Origin of the sequence: Nocardioides jishulii (assembly GCF_006007965.1) — a bacterium.
Classification (GTDB): Bacteria; Actinomycetota; Actinomycetes; order Propionibacteriales; family Nocardioidaceae; genus Nocardioides; species Nocardioides jishulii.
Genome location: NZ_CP040748.1, coordinates 2,430,696 through 2,443,919, shown reverse-complemented (window position 1 = coordinate 2,443,919; position 13,224 = coordinate 2,430,696). Strand labels below are relative to the sequence as shown.

Below are 13,224 nucleotides of genomic sequence, written 5' to 3'. Positions count from 1 at the left end.
CCTGCTTGGCACTCAGCGTGGGCGGTCGTGTTGGCGCGGCGATGAACGTGACGTAGACCCAGCCGCCACACGTCTCGGCGTGCGACCCCATCCGTTCCGCGAGCCGCCCCGCGACTTATGCCAGCGGATACCGTTTGCTCAGCGTGTAGAGCCACGCCCGCATCGGTGGGACGTTCACGGCGCCGTCTGCCTTGACCACCTCCACCCGAGCGCCGTAATGGTGGCGCAGAAGATTGGCGGTGTAGGCGCCGGTCCGGCGCTTCCCGCCCCCGCGGCGTGGAGCCACTGGCCCGACGAGCATGCGCCCCCCGGGCTTCACACGCACGTAGCGTGCGCGCCGTTCCCCGGCAGTCTCGTGCCGGTCCTCGGGCGAGAGCTCATCCCCGCCCCACGCCTGCACCTGGTAGAACACGTCGGGCCACATCCCGCCGTAGTGGTGCACAAGGTAGGCAAGGGACTTGGCGTAGTAGACCCCGCACGAGCACAGTTGTACGGGCGCGGCGTCGTGGTGCCCGTGGAACACGCGCCCATCATCTGGGGCGGCCCTCTCTGACGTAGGGGTGCACACGGCGCGCACTCCCTCTCGGGGCCACTCCAGCGAGGGGGACCACGGGGAGACGATGGCACCAGACCTGGACAGATGACCGAACCGCCAGCCTTCCCTAACGGTGCCGTAGGGCTTGCGGTCCTCCTCTGGGATCTCGGTCAGCCGCCGCAGGTCATCGACGGTGACCGGCTCTGCCTCGAACCGCGCCCGGCGCCGATTGTGCAGAAATGTGTCGATGAGGCGCCGTTCCTCCCCCTCGAACTCCTCAGCCGCCAGGGCTATTTGTCGCTCACTCGCCGTCCACTCAACAGTCATCGGGTCAACTCCTCTAGTCGGTCATGCCAGGTCCGGGCGAACCCGGGATGTAGGTCGAGTCCCGCCACGTCGTCGAGGGGCACCCATGCCACCCGGGCGGTCTCCTGGTTGGCTCGCAGGTCGAGCGGGCGGATCGGTGCGGCGACGAAAGTGACGAACGGCCAGCCCCCGCACACTGAAACGTGAGAGTTCAGGGGCCGCAGCCCCGTGGGGTCTATTCCGCACTCCTCGCGGGCTTCGCGTAGCGCCGCCTCGTCGAACGTCTCACCGCGCTCGCGGGCGCCGCACGGGATAGACCAGGTACCGCCCTGGTGGACACCACGGGAACGCAGCTGGAGCAGGACACGGCCCCGATCAGCCAGCAGTAGCCCTGCGGCCCCGAGACGCCCCCAATGCCGGTGCCCCTCTGTGCAGTAGGTGAACATCACGCGGCCCCTGCCAACGCGTCAAGATCGGCACGCTCCACAGACAGGCCCGCACTGGTCAAGAGCGGTGCAACGCCGGGCGGGGCGGTCTCGTCGAGGATCAATGCCCCGGTCAACGCCAAGAACTCAGCGCGGAAGGTGCCCGGTGGGTCACCGGCGCCCGGAGCAGCAGGTTCCATGCGTCCCCAGGCGGTAACTGTCACTACGCACCAGAACGGGACCACCTCATCGGCGTAGCCTGCGAGACCGCGGGCCAACGTGCTCGCTGCGGTGTCACGGTGCGGGTAGTCAGGCCAGGCCAGCAGGTCGGGCAGTTCCGGCACAACGTGGTAGCCACAGCTGCAACGTGGGTCAGGCGCATGCATGCCGTGGGCGGCATGCGGGGTCGGATAACGGTCCGGGCGGCACTCGGCGGGGTCGTAGTGGCCGAACGTGGGCGAGCCCGGCACGAGGTCGACATGGGCCAGTTTCACCCCGAGAGTGTCGTGCCAAAGGCCCCCCGTCAGGCGCCATCCGCTGCGACGGGCGTAGAGGCTAGGAATCGCCCTTTTTGGGGCGAGCCGTTCGATCTGCAAGGCCGTCATCGTGGTCATTCGTTGCTCCTTCGACCTGAGATCAGAAAGACCCCACACGGATGTGCGAGGTCTGGTGCGCGGATTTGTGAAGTTGGGTCAGATGTCGTTGGGGTCAAACGGCTCCGTTGCGTAGGGGTCCGGTGCGTCCCTGTCATCAACCGCCTTCGCGGCCTCAAGCTCGGCATCAATGTCCAAGAGGCGCTTAGAGAGCGCAGCAAGGTCACGGGGCGCGCAACCTTCTGCGATGACGGTCGCTACGTGGTCACGTAACGCTTCAAGCAGAGCACGTCGATCGCCGCTCTGAGCGGCTTGTAGTACGTCCACGGGGGCCTCCTGGGGCGTGTGGAAATTCGGCGTAGATAGAGGGCCGCCTAGGACGACGAGTGGCGGCGTGGGGGTGGGTGGGGTGGGGTGGGGTGCCCCAGCGACTGTGCGATCGGCGCCGCTTCGTCTAGCTGACGTTGAAGACGTGTGAGCGTGCCCGCTCGAAGGCACCTTGCGCTCGCTCGGCGTCCGCCTGTCGGTTCTCCTCGGCTTCGGCTACTCGCTCCGCGAACTGCTCGAAGGTCGCCAGCGACAAGGGCAACCCAGCGTCGACGGCGCCAGTGGCGCTAGAGATGTGGGCGGGGACGCCGAACGTGTGGCGGTCGTACGTTGCGACGGCACTGGGGTTAAGGGTGTCGGCCACGATGAGCACCCTCGTGTGATCGTTGACGTTCGCAACCCCCATGACCGCGGCGAGCTGGGTCCATGCCTGCTCCACACGCTCGATGTCAGCGCGTGCGTCGCGGGCCATGGCCCAGGGCGTCAGCTGCTGGGCGGACAGGGTGGAGGCGACGGTGGTGCGGGTCAGTTGCAGGTCGTCACGTCCGAGTGCTTCGCGCGCCTTGTTGAGGGAGGCGTCGGCGGCCTCCACAAGGGGGCGCATCGCTTCGATGATCGCGGGGGCGTGCTTGGTCAGGGCGTCGCGCATTGCCTTGTCGCGTGCCGTCTGGAGTGTGTGGTCGATCGCGACGCTGAGTTGGGTGAGGTGCACTCGCGTGATGGCGGTCCGGACGTCGGTATCTTCAGCCGGATCGCGCCCTTCAGCCTGCGCGGCTAGGGCAGCGCGGGCGACTTCCCCCGCGTCGCCGGGGGCGAGGGTGATGCGCGTGCTTTCTTCCGCCTCGGTGAGGTCGGCGGCGAGTCGCTTGGGGAGGTCGAGGTTCATCAGTCGGAAGGTCTGGCGAATCTGCTGGGTTGCGGCTGTGGCGGTGAAGGTCATGGTTGGTCTCCTTGTTAGAGGGGTGGGGTCGTTCAGTGGTCGAGGTTGAGGAGGGTGTGCAGGAACCGCCGGCGCTCTTCGGCAGGGTCTGGACCGGCATTGGGGTGGTGTCCCTCGCGGGCCGCTACGTTGCCGTTTGCCTCGTTTGGGGGCGCGACGGTCGTGTCGGTCTCGGGGGCGGAGCGCTGACGTCCCAGCAGATTTCTGATGAACTGGCGACGCTCTTCGTGGTCACTCACGGTCGGTTGTCCCTTGGTTGTCGAAGTGCCAGGAGTCGGCGGGCACCTGGTCTGTGGGGGTGGGGTGTAGGTACTCCGCGAAGACGTCGCGCAGGGCAATGACTGCGATGGTGTTGAAGTCGTTGCCGAGTCGATCGCGCCAGCGGTGCAGGATTCGGTGGACGCCTGCTGGGTCGGCGATCACTTTGGACAGCCCGATCACGAGGTCGACGGCCATTTCGGCTGCGTTGTCGGAGTCGAGATTCTTGGTCGTGGCGCGTCGGTTGATGTCAGGGCTCACGGGGCCTCGTTCGGTCGGTGGTCGTTGCAGTGCCAGGTGCCGCAGGCGGTGAGGTTGGCGACGTGGCGGGGGTCGGGGGTGATGTAGGCGGGGCAGTCGTGCGCGGGGCAGATCAGCAGGGTTGGTGTGGTCATTGGGTTGCCTTTGGTTGGGGTGGTCTGTCGGGTGCGGGTAGAGGGAGAAGAAGAGAGGGCGTGAGCCTGAAACGACTACGTTGGGCGTAGTCGTTTGGTGCGAAACGACTACGTTTGGCGCAGACGTTTCGGGCGAAGTGACTACGTGCGGCGTAGTCGTTTCGTCAGGACACGGCTCGCAGTGAGCGAGTAGCTGACTGCCGCTTGGGATGGCGTCTGCACGGGGCGTGCTCGTCACCCAACCCGCCGGAGATGCGGTGCCCCGGCACCACAAGGCACAGGGTCTTGCTGTCTGGGGCAAGGAGGTCGAAGTCGATGGCTTCCTGGATCGCTCGCCAGACCGCTCGACGGTCGAGGGGCACGAATGTGCCGTCCTCATCGAATCGGCCTAGTGCCGTGCCGATTTCGCCTTGCTTGAACGTGGCGTGACCGTTTGCCTTGTGGGTGGCGTAGGCCAGGAACGCCACCCGTAGGGCGTATGAGAACTTCGGGTTGGCGGCGTGGTCGAGATAGGGGCCTTGATGGTGCCTCGCCCAGGACCCTTCCTCCCGTCGCCTCACCACAGCACACCTCTGGCGTGCGCTGCGGCGTGCTCGTCGGGTTGCCCGATCTCGACTCGCCAGCCTCTCCGCTCTGCCTCTGCGATGAGGTCACGCGCGGTCCGGGGTCGCGTGTACCAACCGCGCCTCAGGGGCATCCAGAGTGGGATGCGGCCGGTCATGTGCTCGAGGAGCTCACGGCCACGCCAGCCGGCCACGGTGGCGGCATGCGGGCCTTCGAAGGTGACCGTGATGACGGGGGCGCTCATGCGGCCTCCCTGCGTCGGTTCGCGGGATGTACCCAGCCGTCAGCCAGGTGTTTCCACTCGTCACGCCACGACGCGACGCGACGCGCGAACTCGGCATCCTCAGCCGCCTTCTCGGCGGGGGTCTGGTCGATCACGCGACCACCCGCCGATCGTGACGCGGGCACCCGCGACCCTGACGCAGGGCCGCAAGGTCGAAGGCGCCACAGCACATTTGCGTGTCGCTGGGCGCGGGCCGCTCTGCCAGGCATGGTTCTTCGCCGGGGGAGTGGCCGCACGGACAAGCTGTAAGGCGGCGGTGAGAAATGGGGAACGCCCCGGGCCATGGGGCCTCGGGGCGTTCCTTGGTGGATGCGCGTGGGTTAGGTGGGATGGGGGGTACTCTCCTCATGGAGACTCCTTCCGTGCTTCAACGGCTGGGCGGGGCTTCGAAGAGCCGTTCGGTGTTCCAGCACCGGACGGCTCACTTGTTTTCATGTCGTGCGTGGGCGCGAAGTTCGCCCAGAACCTCGTCGGGTCGTGCCCGGATCAACTCAAGGTTTGTGGCGCTGGCCGCGGACAGATAGCGCTTGATGCTGCGGACTCCGCGCACCATCGCGAGGTAGTCGAGGTAGTCGGTGGCCTGCTGGTCGTCGAAGCCGTGGGCATGCAGGCGGCTTCGGGCGAATCGCACGTCTTCGACGGGCCATCGGAGGGCGTGCGGCGGTGAGGCGTTGCGGGCGAGCGGGATCGCCGGGGGAGGGGTGGCCGTTCTAGGCACTGGCCTTCTCGAACTGTTCGTCGATCCAGGCGATGACATCGGCTTCTCGGTAGACAACGCGCCGCCCGAGCTTCGTGGACCTAGGGCCGGTTCCTTGGTGTCGCCAGAAGCGGAGCGTGGCCGCGGGAATGCCGGTCATTTCGGACACTTCGGGCAGACGCAGTAGGTGCGGATTCATGATTACCTCAATCTGGTGTAGTCGGTCTACACCACTGTACACACCCGTTTGGGGTTTGGCAAGCACTCCTAAACGGTGTACCGTGCCCACCATGACTGATCAACCGAAATCCGCAGGGTCCGTCGACCGCTTCGATGCCCAAGTGGGGAAAAACTTGGAGAAGTTGCGCAAGGCGCGAGACCTAACGCAAACGGACCTCGCAGCCAGGGTGGCCGAACGGGGGGTTCCATTCCGACAGCAGACCGTCGTGAAGATCGAGAAGGGTCAGCGTTCCCTCAAGTTGCGAGAGGTGAAGGCTGTCGCAAACGCTTTGGAGGTCGGAGTCGAAACGTTGGTCGCCGAGGAGTCGGTGATGGACTGGTCGGCGGTGTTGATGCGACACACGGGCGACGTCGAGGCGGCTTGGGAAGTGCTCCATGAGGCGGCGCTGTCCCTCATTAGGAAGAAGATGGCGTTGCAGTTCACGCTCGACGGGATTGAGAGGACTGAAGTTCACGTCGAAGACTCCCTTCTCAACGACGCTGCCACACTGCTTCAGGTCGACCCCGTGAAGGTCGTCCAGGGCGCACTCGGAGAGATAGAAGCCGAACGTCGCACAGACAAGGCGCTTATCGAGCGCAGCGTGGATTACGTCATCCACAATGCGGATGCGGATCCGACCGATGGCTAGCATCCAGAAGCGTGACAACGGCAAGTGGCGCGCCCGCTACCGCGATGAGGCCGGCAAGGAGCATGCGCGTCATTTCCCGCGGAAGGTCGACGCCCAACGATGGCTCGACGAGGTCACCGCATCGCAGGTAGCGGGAACCTATGTCGACCCTCGGGCGGGCCTCGTCAAGGTCGCTGACTACGCCGCCGCGTGGGAGAGCAACCGCGTCAACAGAGCCGGCACGCTCCAGATCATCGACAACGCGCTACGCGTCCATGTCCTGCCGGAACTGGGGGAGTACCCCATCAAGGCCGTCCGCCCGATGCACGTTGAGGCGTTCGTCAAGCGTCTGGTCGACAAGGGTCTAGCGCCCGGCACCATCCGCAACATCTATGACGTGCTTGCTCGCGTGTTCTCGTCGGCCGTGCGAGACCGGCTCATTGCCTTCTCGCCGTGCATAGACGTCGCTCTCCCGCCCGGAACGCGCACCGAGGTGGTCCCGCCCACCCTGGATGAGATTCAGGCCGTCTGTGACGAACTGGATGAGCGATGGCGCCCCATCGTGGTGATCCTGGCGGGCTCTGGACTGCGAATCGGGGAACTGCTCGGGCTCAACGTGTTCGACGTGGACTATCTGCGCCGGACCATCGACGTCAGCAAGCAACGCCTCCAATCCAACGAGATCGCCCCCACCAAGTCGAGTGTGAGCCGGGTGGTACCCATCGGTCAGGTCGTCCTGGACGCGATCGCACGACTCGAGCACAACGGCGACGGCCCCCTGCTCCTCGATGAGTTCGGAAAGCCTTTGTCGTACCGACGGTGGAAGCAGATTCTCAAGGACGCAACCAGCAGAGCTGGCGTCGACTTCACAAGCCACGACCTGCGGCACTATTGCGCATCGGTGGCGTTGTCCGGGGGAGCGTCCATCGTTCAGGTGCAGAAGCTCCTCGGCCACGGGTCCGCGAACATCACGCTGCGGACCTATGCGCACCTGGTGCCGGGCGATGAGGACCGCACCCGAAATGCGCTAGACGCCGCCCTCAGCTCCGCGGACTGGCTGCGGACTGGAGCGGCGTCTAGCTGACGTCTTTGCAGGTCAGAGACCTGCTGGATGCCTCAGGCCTTCTTGGTCTCCCAGAAGATCTCGGCGATCTGGTCGATCTTCGAGAGCAGGTCGTCGGCAGCGGCCGCGTCGAGCGTGCCCTTCGTGCCGCCGGCACCGGCCAGCTTGGTGGCCTCGTTGAAGAGGGTGTGCAGCTGCGGGTACTTCTCGAAGTGCGGAGCCTTGAAGTAGTCGGTCCACAGCACCCAGAGGTGGTGCTTGACGAGCTCCGAGCGCTCCTCCTTGATCAGGACGGCGCGGGTGCGGAAGTCGGGGTCGTCGTTGTCGGCGACCTTGGCGATGATCGCCTTGATCGACTCGGCCTCGATGCGGGCCTGGGCGGGGTCGTAGACGCCGCACGGCAGGTCGCAGTGCGCGGACACGGTGACGGTCGGGGCGATGAAGCGGGAGAACATCGGCGTTCCTCTCGGTCGTACGTCAAGCCTGAACTGGTGAATGCGACACTACCCGCATGGGCCGACTTGCTTTCAGGGGTGCCTCGCGCGTCGGGCTCGCGCGCGTAGAGGGCGAATCCATGCGTCCGGCCCTGGATCCGGGGGACCGGCTCCTCGTGCACCACGGGGGCGAGGTGCGGCCCGGCGACGTCGTGGTGGCGAGGTTCCCGGACGGGACGTTGGTGGTGAAGCGAGCCGTCGAGGCGCGCGCCACGAGGACCGGCGCCCCGGGATGGTGGTTGTTGAGCGACGCCCCCGAGGTCGGCGTCGACTCGCGCCACCGCGGCGTGGTGGCCCACGAGGACGTGCTCGGCGTGGCGGTCGCGCGCCTGTGGCCCCGTCCCGGGCGACTGCGCGCTCGCGTTTCCGCAGCCACTGACAAAGTGTAGAGAATATATGACAGTGAGGTGCGTCACCCCGTGCCTCGGCGCGGGATCCACGTGAGGCCATGACACCTTGCCGTGCCAGAATCCGACGCATGTCACACGCTCCCGACAACGCTCCCCACCCCTTCCACGGTGACCCGGTCTTCGACCTTCACGTAGGCGGCAAGTTGGAGACGGTGTCGCGCGTAGCGCTCAAGGGGGCCGAGGAGCTCTCCCTCGCCTACACGCCGGGCGTCGCCCGGGTCTGTGAGGCGATCGCCGCGGACCCCTCGATGACCCAGGAGTACACGTGGGTCCCGAACGTGGTCGCGGTCATCACCGACGGCACCGCGGTCCTCGGCCTGGGTGACATCGGCCCTGCCGCCGCCATGCCGGTGATGGAGGGCAAGGCCGTGCTCTTCAAGCAGTTCGGCGGCGTCGACGCCGTGCCGATCTGCCTCGACACGACCGACACCGAGGAGATCATCGAGACGGTGGCGCGCCTGGCGCCCAGCTTCGGTGGGATCAACCTCGAGGACATCTCCGCACCGCGCTGCTTCGAGATCGAGAACCGTCTCAAGGAACGCCTCGACATCCCGGTCTTCCACGACGACCAGCACGGCACCGCCGTGGTCGCGCTCGCCGCGCTGAAGAACGCCCTCAAGCTCACCGGACGTACGCCGTCCTCCACCCGGGTCGTCGTCTCGGGCGCCGGCGCCGCAGGCGTGGCCGTCGCCCGGATCCTGCTGGGCGCCGGCATCCGCGACATCGCGGTCCTCGACCGCCGTGGGGTGCTCAACTCCGAGCGCAGCGACCTCACCGACGTGAAGGCTGCGCTGGCTCGTGAGACCGCCGACAACTTCGGACGCAGCGGCACCCTCGCCGACGCGATGGACGGCGCCGACGTCTACATCGGCGTCTCGGGCGGCACCGTGCCCGAGGAGATCGTGGCGACCATGGCGCCCGACGCGATCATCTTCGGCCTGGCCAACCCCACGCCCGAGGTCCACCCCGACGTGGCGCACAAGTACGCCCGCGTGGTCGCGACGGGTCGGTCGGACTTCCCGAACCAGATCAACAACGTGCTCTGCTTCCCGGGCATCTTCCGCGGCGCCTTCGACGTGCACGCCACGAAGATCACCGAGGGCATGAAGCTGGCCGCCGCCGAGGCGCTCGCCGAGCTCGTGGGCGACGCCCTGGCCGAGGACATGATCATCCCGTCCCCCTTCGACCCGCGGGTCGGCCCGGCCGTCTCCCGGGCCGTCGCGGACGCTGCACGGCGTGACGGGGTTGCCCGCAAGTAAGGTTGACCGCATGTTCGCCGTCTACGCCTCGTCCTTCGCGCCCCGTGACGCCGCCGACCCCTTGGCCGGACTGGTGGTCGGGGAGCGACCTGACCCGGTCGCTCCCGAGGGCTGGACGACGGTGACGGTGAAGGCGGCCTCGCTCAACCACCACGACCTGTGGTCGCTGCAGGGCGTCGGTCTGCGCGAGGAAGCGCTCCCGATGATCCTCGGGTGCGACGCGGCGGGCCTCGACGAGGACGGCAACGAGGTCGTCGTCCACGCCGTGGTCTCCAGCCCTGACTGGACCGGCGACGAGACGCTGGACCCGAAGCGCTCCCTGCTCTCCGAGCGCCACCAGGGCACGTTCGCCGACAAGGTCGTCGTCCCCACGCGCAACGTGGTGGCGAAGCCGGCATCGATGAGCTTCGCCGAGGCGGCCTGCCTGCCGACGGCGTGGCTGACCGCCTACCGGATGCTCTTCACCCAGGGCAACCTCAAGCCTGGCGACACCGTGCTCGTGCAGGGCGCCGGCGGCGGCGTCGCCACTGCGCTCATCACCCTCGCCCGCGCCGGCGGGCTGACCGTCCTGGTCACCTCGCGTGACGAGGCCAAGCGGGCTCGGGCGCTGGAGATCGGTGCCCACGAGGCGTTCGAGTCCGGCGCCAGGCTGCCCGTCAAGGTCGACGCGGTGATGGAGACCGTCGGTCGCGCCACCTGGTCGCACTCGGTGCGCTCCCTGCGCCCCGGAGGCAAGATCGTCATCTCGGGCACCACGTCCGGACCGCAGCTCGACGACGCCGAGCTCACCCGCATCTTCTTCCTCCAGCTGCAGGTCATCGGTTCCACGATGGGCACGCGTGACGAGCTCGCCGCCCTCGTACGCCTGCTCGACGCGACCGGCACCCGTCCGTTGGTCGATCGCACCCTTCCCATGGAGGACGCCCGCGAGGGCTTCGCCGCCATGGCCGAGGGTGACCTCTTCGGAAAGATCGTCTTCACTCGATGACTCGCACCCACGTCCTGACGGGCGCGGGTGCTGGCATCGGAGCCGCACTCGCGCAGCACCTCAGCGACCGTGGAGACAGGCTGGTCCTGCTCGTCCGTTCCTCGCAACGGGCCGACGAGGTCAGCGCAGTGCTCGGTGCCGAGCACCGGTACGAGGTCGTCGACCTGGCGGACGCCCCTGCCGTGCTGGAGACCGGACGTCGACTCGCCGTCGAGCTGGGCTCCGTGGACTCGCTGGTGCACTGCGCCGGCGTGGTCGACCTCGCCCGGGTCGCGGACCTCGAGCCCGACGCGTGGCGCCACCAGCTGGACGTGAACCTGACCGCTCCCGCGATGCTGACCGCCGGTCTCCTCCCGGCGTTGCGCGGGGGAGGGTCCACGGTGGTCTTCGTGAACTCCACCTCGGGCCTGGCCGCCAACCCGGACTGGTCGGCGTACGCAGCCTCCAAGCACGGCCTGCGCGCGCTCGCCGAGTCCCTGCGCACCGAGGAGGCCCCCCACGGCCTGCGCGTCACCAGTGTCTTCCCCTCCCGCACGGGGACCGCAATGCAAGCCCGTGTGCACACGCAGGAGGGCAAGGAGTACCGCCCCGAGGCCTGGATGAGCGCGGAGTCCGTCGCCTCATCCATCGTCCACGTGCTCGACCTTCCGGCCGACACCACCCTGACCGATCTCACCCTCAGGACGTCACCGTCGCCGACCTGAGTTGTCCATCCCGCCCTCCGCGTGGAGCCCCCTGCGCGACACATCAAAAGAGATCCCCATGAAGTCCTTGCACCCCGCTCTGGCCCCCGTCTACGACGACGTCCTTCGTCGCAACCAGGGGGAGCTGGAGTTCCACCAGGCCGTCTACGAGGTCCTCGAGAGCCTGAGCCCCGTCGTCACCAAGCGCCCCGAGTTCGTCGAGGCGTCGATCATCGAGCGCATCTGCGAGCCCGAGCGCCAGATCATCTTCCGGGTGCCGTGGACCGACGACAACAACCACGTGCACATCAACCGTGGCTTCCGCGTCGAGTTCAACTCCGCCCTCGGCCCCTACAAGGGCGGGCTGCGCTTCCACCCCAGCGTCTACCTCGGCATCGTGAAGTTCCTCGGTTTCGAGCAGATCTTCAAGAACGCCCTCACCGGGATGCCGATCGGCGGCGGCAAGGGTGGCTCCGACTTCGACCCCAAGGGTCGCTCGGACGCCGAGATCATGCGCTTCTGCCAGTCGTTCATGACCGAGCTCTACCGCCACCTGGGTGAGTACACCGACGTCCCCGCCGGTGACATCGGTGTGGGCGGTCGCGAGATCGGCTACCTCTTCGGCCAGTACAAGCGCATCACCAACCGCTACGAGTCCGGCGTGCTCACCGGCAAGGGCCTGAGCTGGGGCGGTTCGCAGGCGCGTACCGAGGCCACTGGCTACGGCACCGTCTTCTTCGCCCGCGAGATGCTCGCTGCCAAGGGCGACTCGTTCGACGGCAAGCGGGTCGTCGTGTCGGGCTCCGGCAACGTCGCCACCTACGCCGTGGAGAAGGTCCACCAGCTCGGCGGCACCGTCATCGCGGTCTCCGACTCCTCCGGCTACGTCGTCGACGAGCAGGGCATCGACCTCGCGCTCCTGCGTCAGGTCAAGGAGGTCGACCGCGGCCGGGTCGGCGACTACGCGGCCGCGCGCGGCGCCCACGTCAACCTCGTCTCCGGTGGCTCGATCTGGGACGTGCCGTGCGACGTCGCGCTTCCCTGCGCCACCCAGAACGAGCTCGACGAGGTCGGCGCGAAGGGCCTGATCGGCAACGGCGTCAAGCTGGTGGCCGAGGGCGCCAACATGCCGTGCACCCCGACCGCCGTGGCCGCCTTCCAGTCCGCGGGCGTGCTCTTCGCGCCCGGCAAGGCCGCCAACGCCGGTGGTGTGGCGACCAGCGCCCTGGAGATGCAGCAGAACGCCTCGCGTGACCGCTGGTCCTTCGAGCACACCGAGGAGCGCCTCGACGCCATCATGTCGGGCATCCACGAGCTGGTGCTCACCACGGCCGACGAGTACGACGTGCCCGGTGACTACGTGACCGGCGCCAACATCGCCGGCTTCACCCAGGTGGCTGACGCGATGCTCGCCATGGGCGTCATCTGAGTCCGGACAACTGCGTCACGCAGGGCGTCGTTCCCCTCGGGGAGCGGCGCCCTGCGTCGTACGTGGCTGCGGGCCGCTTGAGCCCAGGCGGCACGATGTCAGCATGCCCGCCCCGTACGTGGTCGCCGTCAGCCGCGACCAGGCCCACCGTTTCTCCAAGGTGCCCGTCGACTCGATCACCCTCGTCGCGGGGATCGGCGTGCTGGGCGACGCCCACGCGGGGACGTTGGTGCAGCACCGCTACGCCGCCCGCAAGGACCCCAACCAGCCCAACCTGCGCCAGGTCCACCTGATCCAGTCCGAGCTCTTCGAGGAGGCCCGGGAGCGGGGCTTCGAGATCGGCCCCGGCGACCTGGGCGAGAACGTCACCACGGCAGGGATCGGCCTGTTGACGTTGCCCGTCAGCACGCTGCTGGACCTCGGAGGGCCGGTGCTGCGGCTGACCGGCCTGCGCAACCCGTGCGTGCTGATCAACCGTTTCAAGCCGGGCCTGCTCAAGGTGGTGCTGGCACGCGCGGACGGGACCCCGATGGGGCGGGCCGTGCCCGACGAACCGCGGCCTGAAGTGCCACCGGTGATCCGCAAGGCGGGCGTGATGTCGGTGGTCGAGCGGGGCGGGGACGTGCTGCCCGGGGCGCCGATCCGGGTCACCCTCCCGGAGGGCCCGCACGCGCCGATGGAGCCGGTCTGACCTCGCCAACCGACCCGTGGTGCGAGAGGATGCCGA

20 protein-coding genes are annotated in these 13,224 nt (G+C 67.7%); 8 read left to right on the top strand and 12 right to left on the bottom strand.

The window, feature by feature from the left end; genetic code table 11:
- Positions 1-115: 115 nt before the first annotated feature.
- The 11 genes from FCL41_RS11580 to FCL41_RS11535 all read right to left on the bottom strand — a co-directional run bounded on the left by FCL41_RS11580 (position 116) and on the right by FCL41_RS11535 (position 5,522).
- Positions 116-862: a hypothetical protein gene (locus tag FCL41_RS11580; protein ID WP_137067057.1), complete on the bottom strand. Its 747-nt coding sequence runs from the start codon at positions 860-862 to the stop codon at positions 116-118.
- Entirely contained in the window at positions 859-1,287 is a 429-nt protein-coding gene (locus FCL41_RS17820; RefSeq protein WP_137067258.1) for an NUDIX domain-containing protein, read from the bottom strand. The genes FCL41_RS11580 and FCL41_RS17820 overlap by 4 nt, the downstream gene beginning before the upstream one ends.
- On the bottom strand, positions 1,287-1,880 hold the full coding sequence (locus FCL41_RS11570) for a hypothetical protein (protein ID WP_137067056.1): 594 nt from the start codon (positions 1,878-1,880) through the stop codon (positions 1,287-1,289). The genes FCL41_RS17820 and FCL41_RS11570 overlap by 1 nt, the downstream gene beginning before the upstream one ends.
- Before the next feature lie 433 nt (positions 1,881-2,313).
- A complete protein-coding gene (locus FCL41_RS11565; RefSeq protein ID WP_137067055.1) occupies positions 2,314-3,126 on the bottom strand; it encodes a hypothetical protein in 813 nt (270 codons plus the stop codon).
- Positions 3,127-3,158: 32 nt separating this feature from the next.
- Complete coding sequence (locus FCL41_RS11560; RefSeq protein ID WP_137067054.1) at positions 3,159-3,365, bottom strand: hypothetical protein; 207 nt, start codon at positions 3,363-3,365, stop codon at positions 3,159-3,161.
- Complete coding sequence (locus tag FCL41_RS11555; protein ID WP_137067053.1) at positions 3,358-3,645, bottom strand: hypothetical protein; 288 nt, start codon at positions 3,643-3,645, stop codon at positions 3,358-3,360. The genes FCL41_RS11560 and FCL41_RS11555 overlap by 8 nt, the downstream gene beginning before the upstream one ends.
- Positions 3,642-3,779, bottom strand: a complete 138-nt coding sequence (locus tag FCL41_RS17110; protein WP_170970336.1) for a hypothetical protein — start codon at positions 3,777-3,779, stop codon at positions 3,642-3,644. Before FCL41_RS17110 ends, FCL41_RS11555 begins: the two co-directional genes overlap by 4 nt.
- 164 nt (positions 3,780-3,943) lie before the next feature.
- Positions 3,944-4,246, bottom strand: a complete 303-nt coding sequence (locus tag FCL41_RS11550; RefSeq protein WP_137067052.1) for a hypothetical protein — start codon at positions 4,244-4,246, stop codon at positions 3,944-3,946.
- An 89-nt stretch (positions 4,247-4,335) separates the two neighbouring features.
- The gene (locus FCL41_RS11545; protein ID WP_137067051.1) at positions 4,336-4,587 is read right to left on the bottom strand and encodes a hypothetical protein; all 252 of its coding nucleotides are present in this window, start codon (positions 4,585-4,587) and stop codon (positions 4,336-4,338) included.
- Between the two features lie 460 nt (positions 4,588-5,047).
- Positions 5,048-5,257, bottom strand: coding sequence for a hypothetical protein (locus tag FCL41_RS11540; RefSeq protein ID WP_138868063.1), 210 nt, complete (start codon positions 5,255-5,257; stop codon positions 5,048-5,050).
- Positions 5,258-5,336: 79 nt separating this feature from the next.
- Entirely contained in the window at positions 5,337-5,522 is a 186-nt protein-coding gene (locus tag FCL41_RS11535) for a helix-turn-helix transcriptional regulator (protein ID WP_137067049.1), read from the bottom strand.
- Between the two features lie 91 nt (positions 5,523-5,613).
- On the opposite strand from FCL41_RS11535, the gene FCL41_RS11530 reads away from it, so the two are divergent.
- Both FCL41_RS11530 and FCL41_RS11525 read left to right on the top strand, forming a co-directional pair.
- Positions 5,614-6,192, top strand: coding sequence for a helix-turn-helix domain-containing protein (locus FCL41_RS11530; protein ID WP_170970335.1), 579 nt, complete (start codon positions 5,614-5,616; stop codon positions 6,190-6,192).
- A complete protein-coding gene (locus tag FCL41_RS11525) occupies positions 6,185-7,255 on the top strand; it encodes a tyrosine-type recombinase/integrase (RefSeq protein ID WP_137067047.1) in 1,071 nt (356 codons plus the stop codon). The genes FCL41_RS11530 and FCL41_RS11525 overlap by 8 nt, the downstream gene beginning before the upstream one ends.
- A gap of 32 nt (positions 7,256-7,287) precedes the next feature.
- Here the strand turns inward: FCL41_RS11525 and sodN are convergent, their stop codons facing one another.
- On the bottom strand, positions 7,288-7,689 hold the full coding sequence (sodN, locus tag FCL41_RS11520) for a superoxide dismutase, Ni (protein ID WP_137067046.1): 402 nt from the start codon (positions 7,687-7,689) through the stop codon (positions 7,288-7,290).
- 56 nt (positions 7,690-7,745) lie between these two features.
- Between sodN and FCL41_RS11515 the strand changes: the two genes are divergently transcribed.
- From FCL41_RS11515 to FCL41_RS11490, 6 genes are all read left to right on the top strand, one after another.
- Entirely contained in the window at positions 7,746-8,117 is a 372-nt protein-coding gene (locus FCL41_RS11515) for a S24/S26 family peptidase (RefSeq protein ID WP_137067045.1), read from the top strand.
- A gap of 89 nt (positions 8,118-8,206) precedes the next feature.
- Entirely contained in the window at positions 8,207-9,397 is a 1,191-nt protein-coding gene (locus tag FCL41_RS11510; RefSeq protein WP_137067044.1) for an NAD(P)-dependent malic enzyme, read from the top strand.
- Between the two features lie 10 nt (positions 9,398-9,407).
- Complete coding sequence (locus FCL41_RS11505; RefSeq protein ID WP_137067043.1) at positions 9,408-10,385, top strand: zinc-binding dehydrogenase; 978 nt, start codon at positions 9,408-9,410, stop codon at positions 10,383-10,385.
- Positions 10,382-11,089 (top strand): SDR family oxidoreductase, encoded by a 708-nt coding sequence (locus FCL41_RS11500; protein WP_137067042.1) that lies wholly within the window; start codon positions 10,382-10,384, stop codon positions 11,087-11,089. The genes FCL41_RS11505 and FCL41_RS11500 overlap by 4 nt, the downstream gene beginning before the upstream one ends.
- Before the next feature lie 58 nt (positions 11,090-11,147).
- On the top strand, positions 11,148-12,497 hold the full coding sequence (gene gdhA, locus FCL41_RS11495) for an NADP-specific glutamate dehydrogenase (protein ID WP_137067041.1): 1,350 nt from the start codon (positions 11,148-11,150) through the stop codon (positions 12,495-12,497).
- 103 nt (positions 12,498-12,600) lie between these two features.
- Complete coding sequence (locus tag FCL41_RS11490; RefSeq protein WP_137067040.1) at positions 12,601-13,188, top strand: MOSC domain-containing protein; 588 nt, start codon at positions 12,601-12,603, stop codon at positions 13,186-13,188.
- Positions 13,189-13,224: the final 36 nt, after the last annotated feature.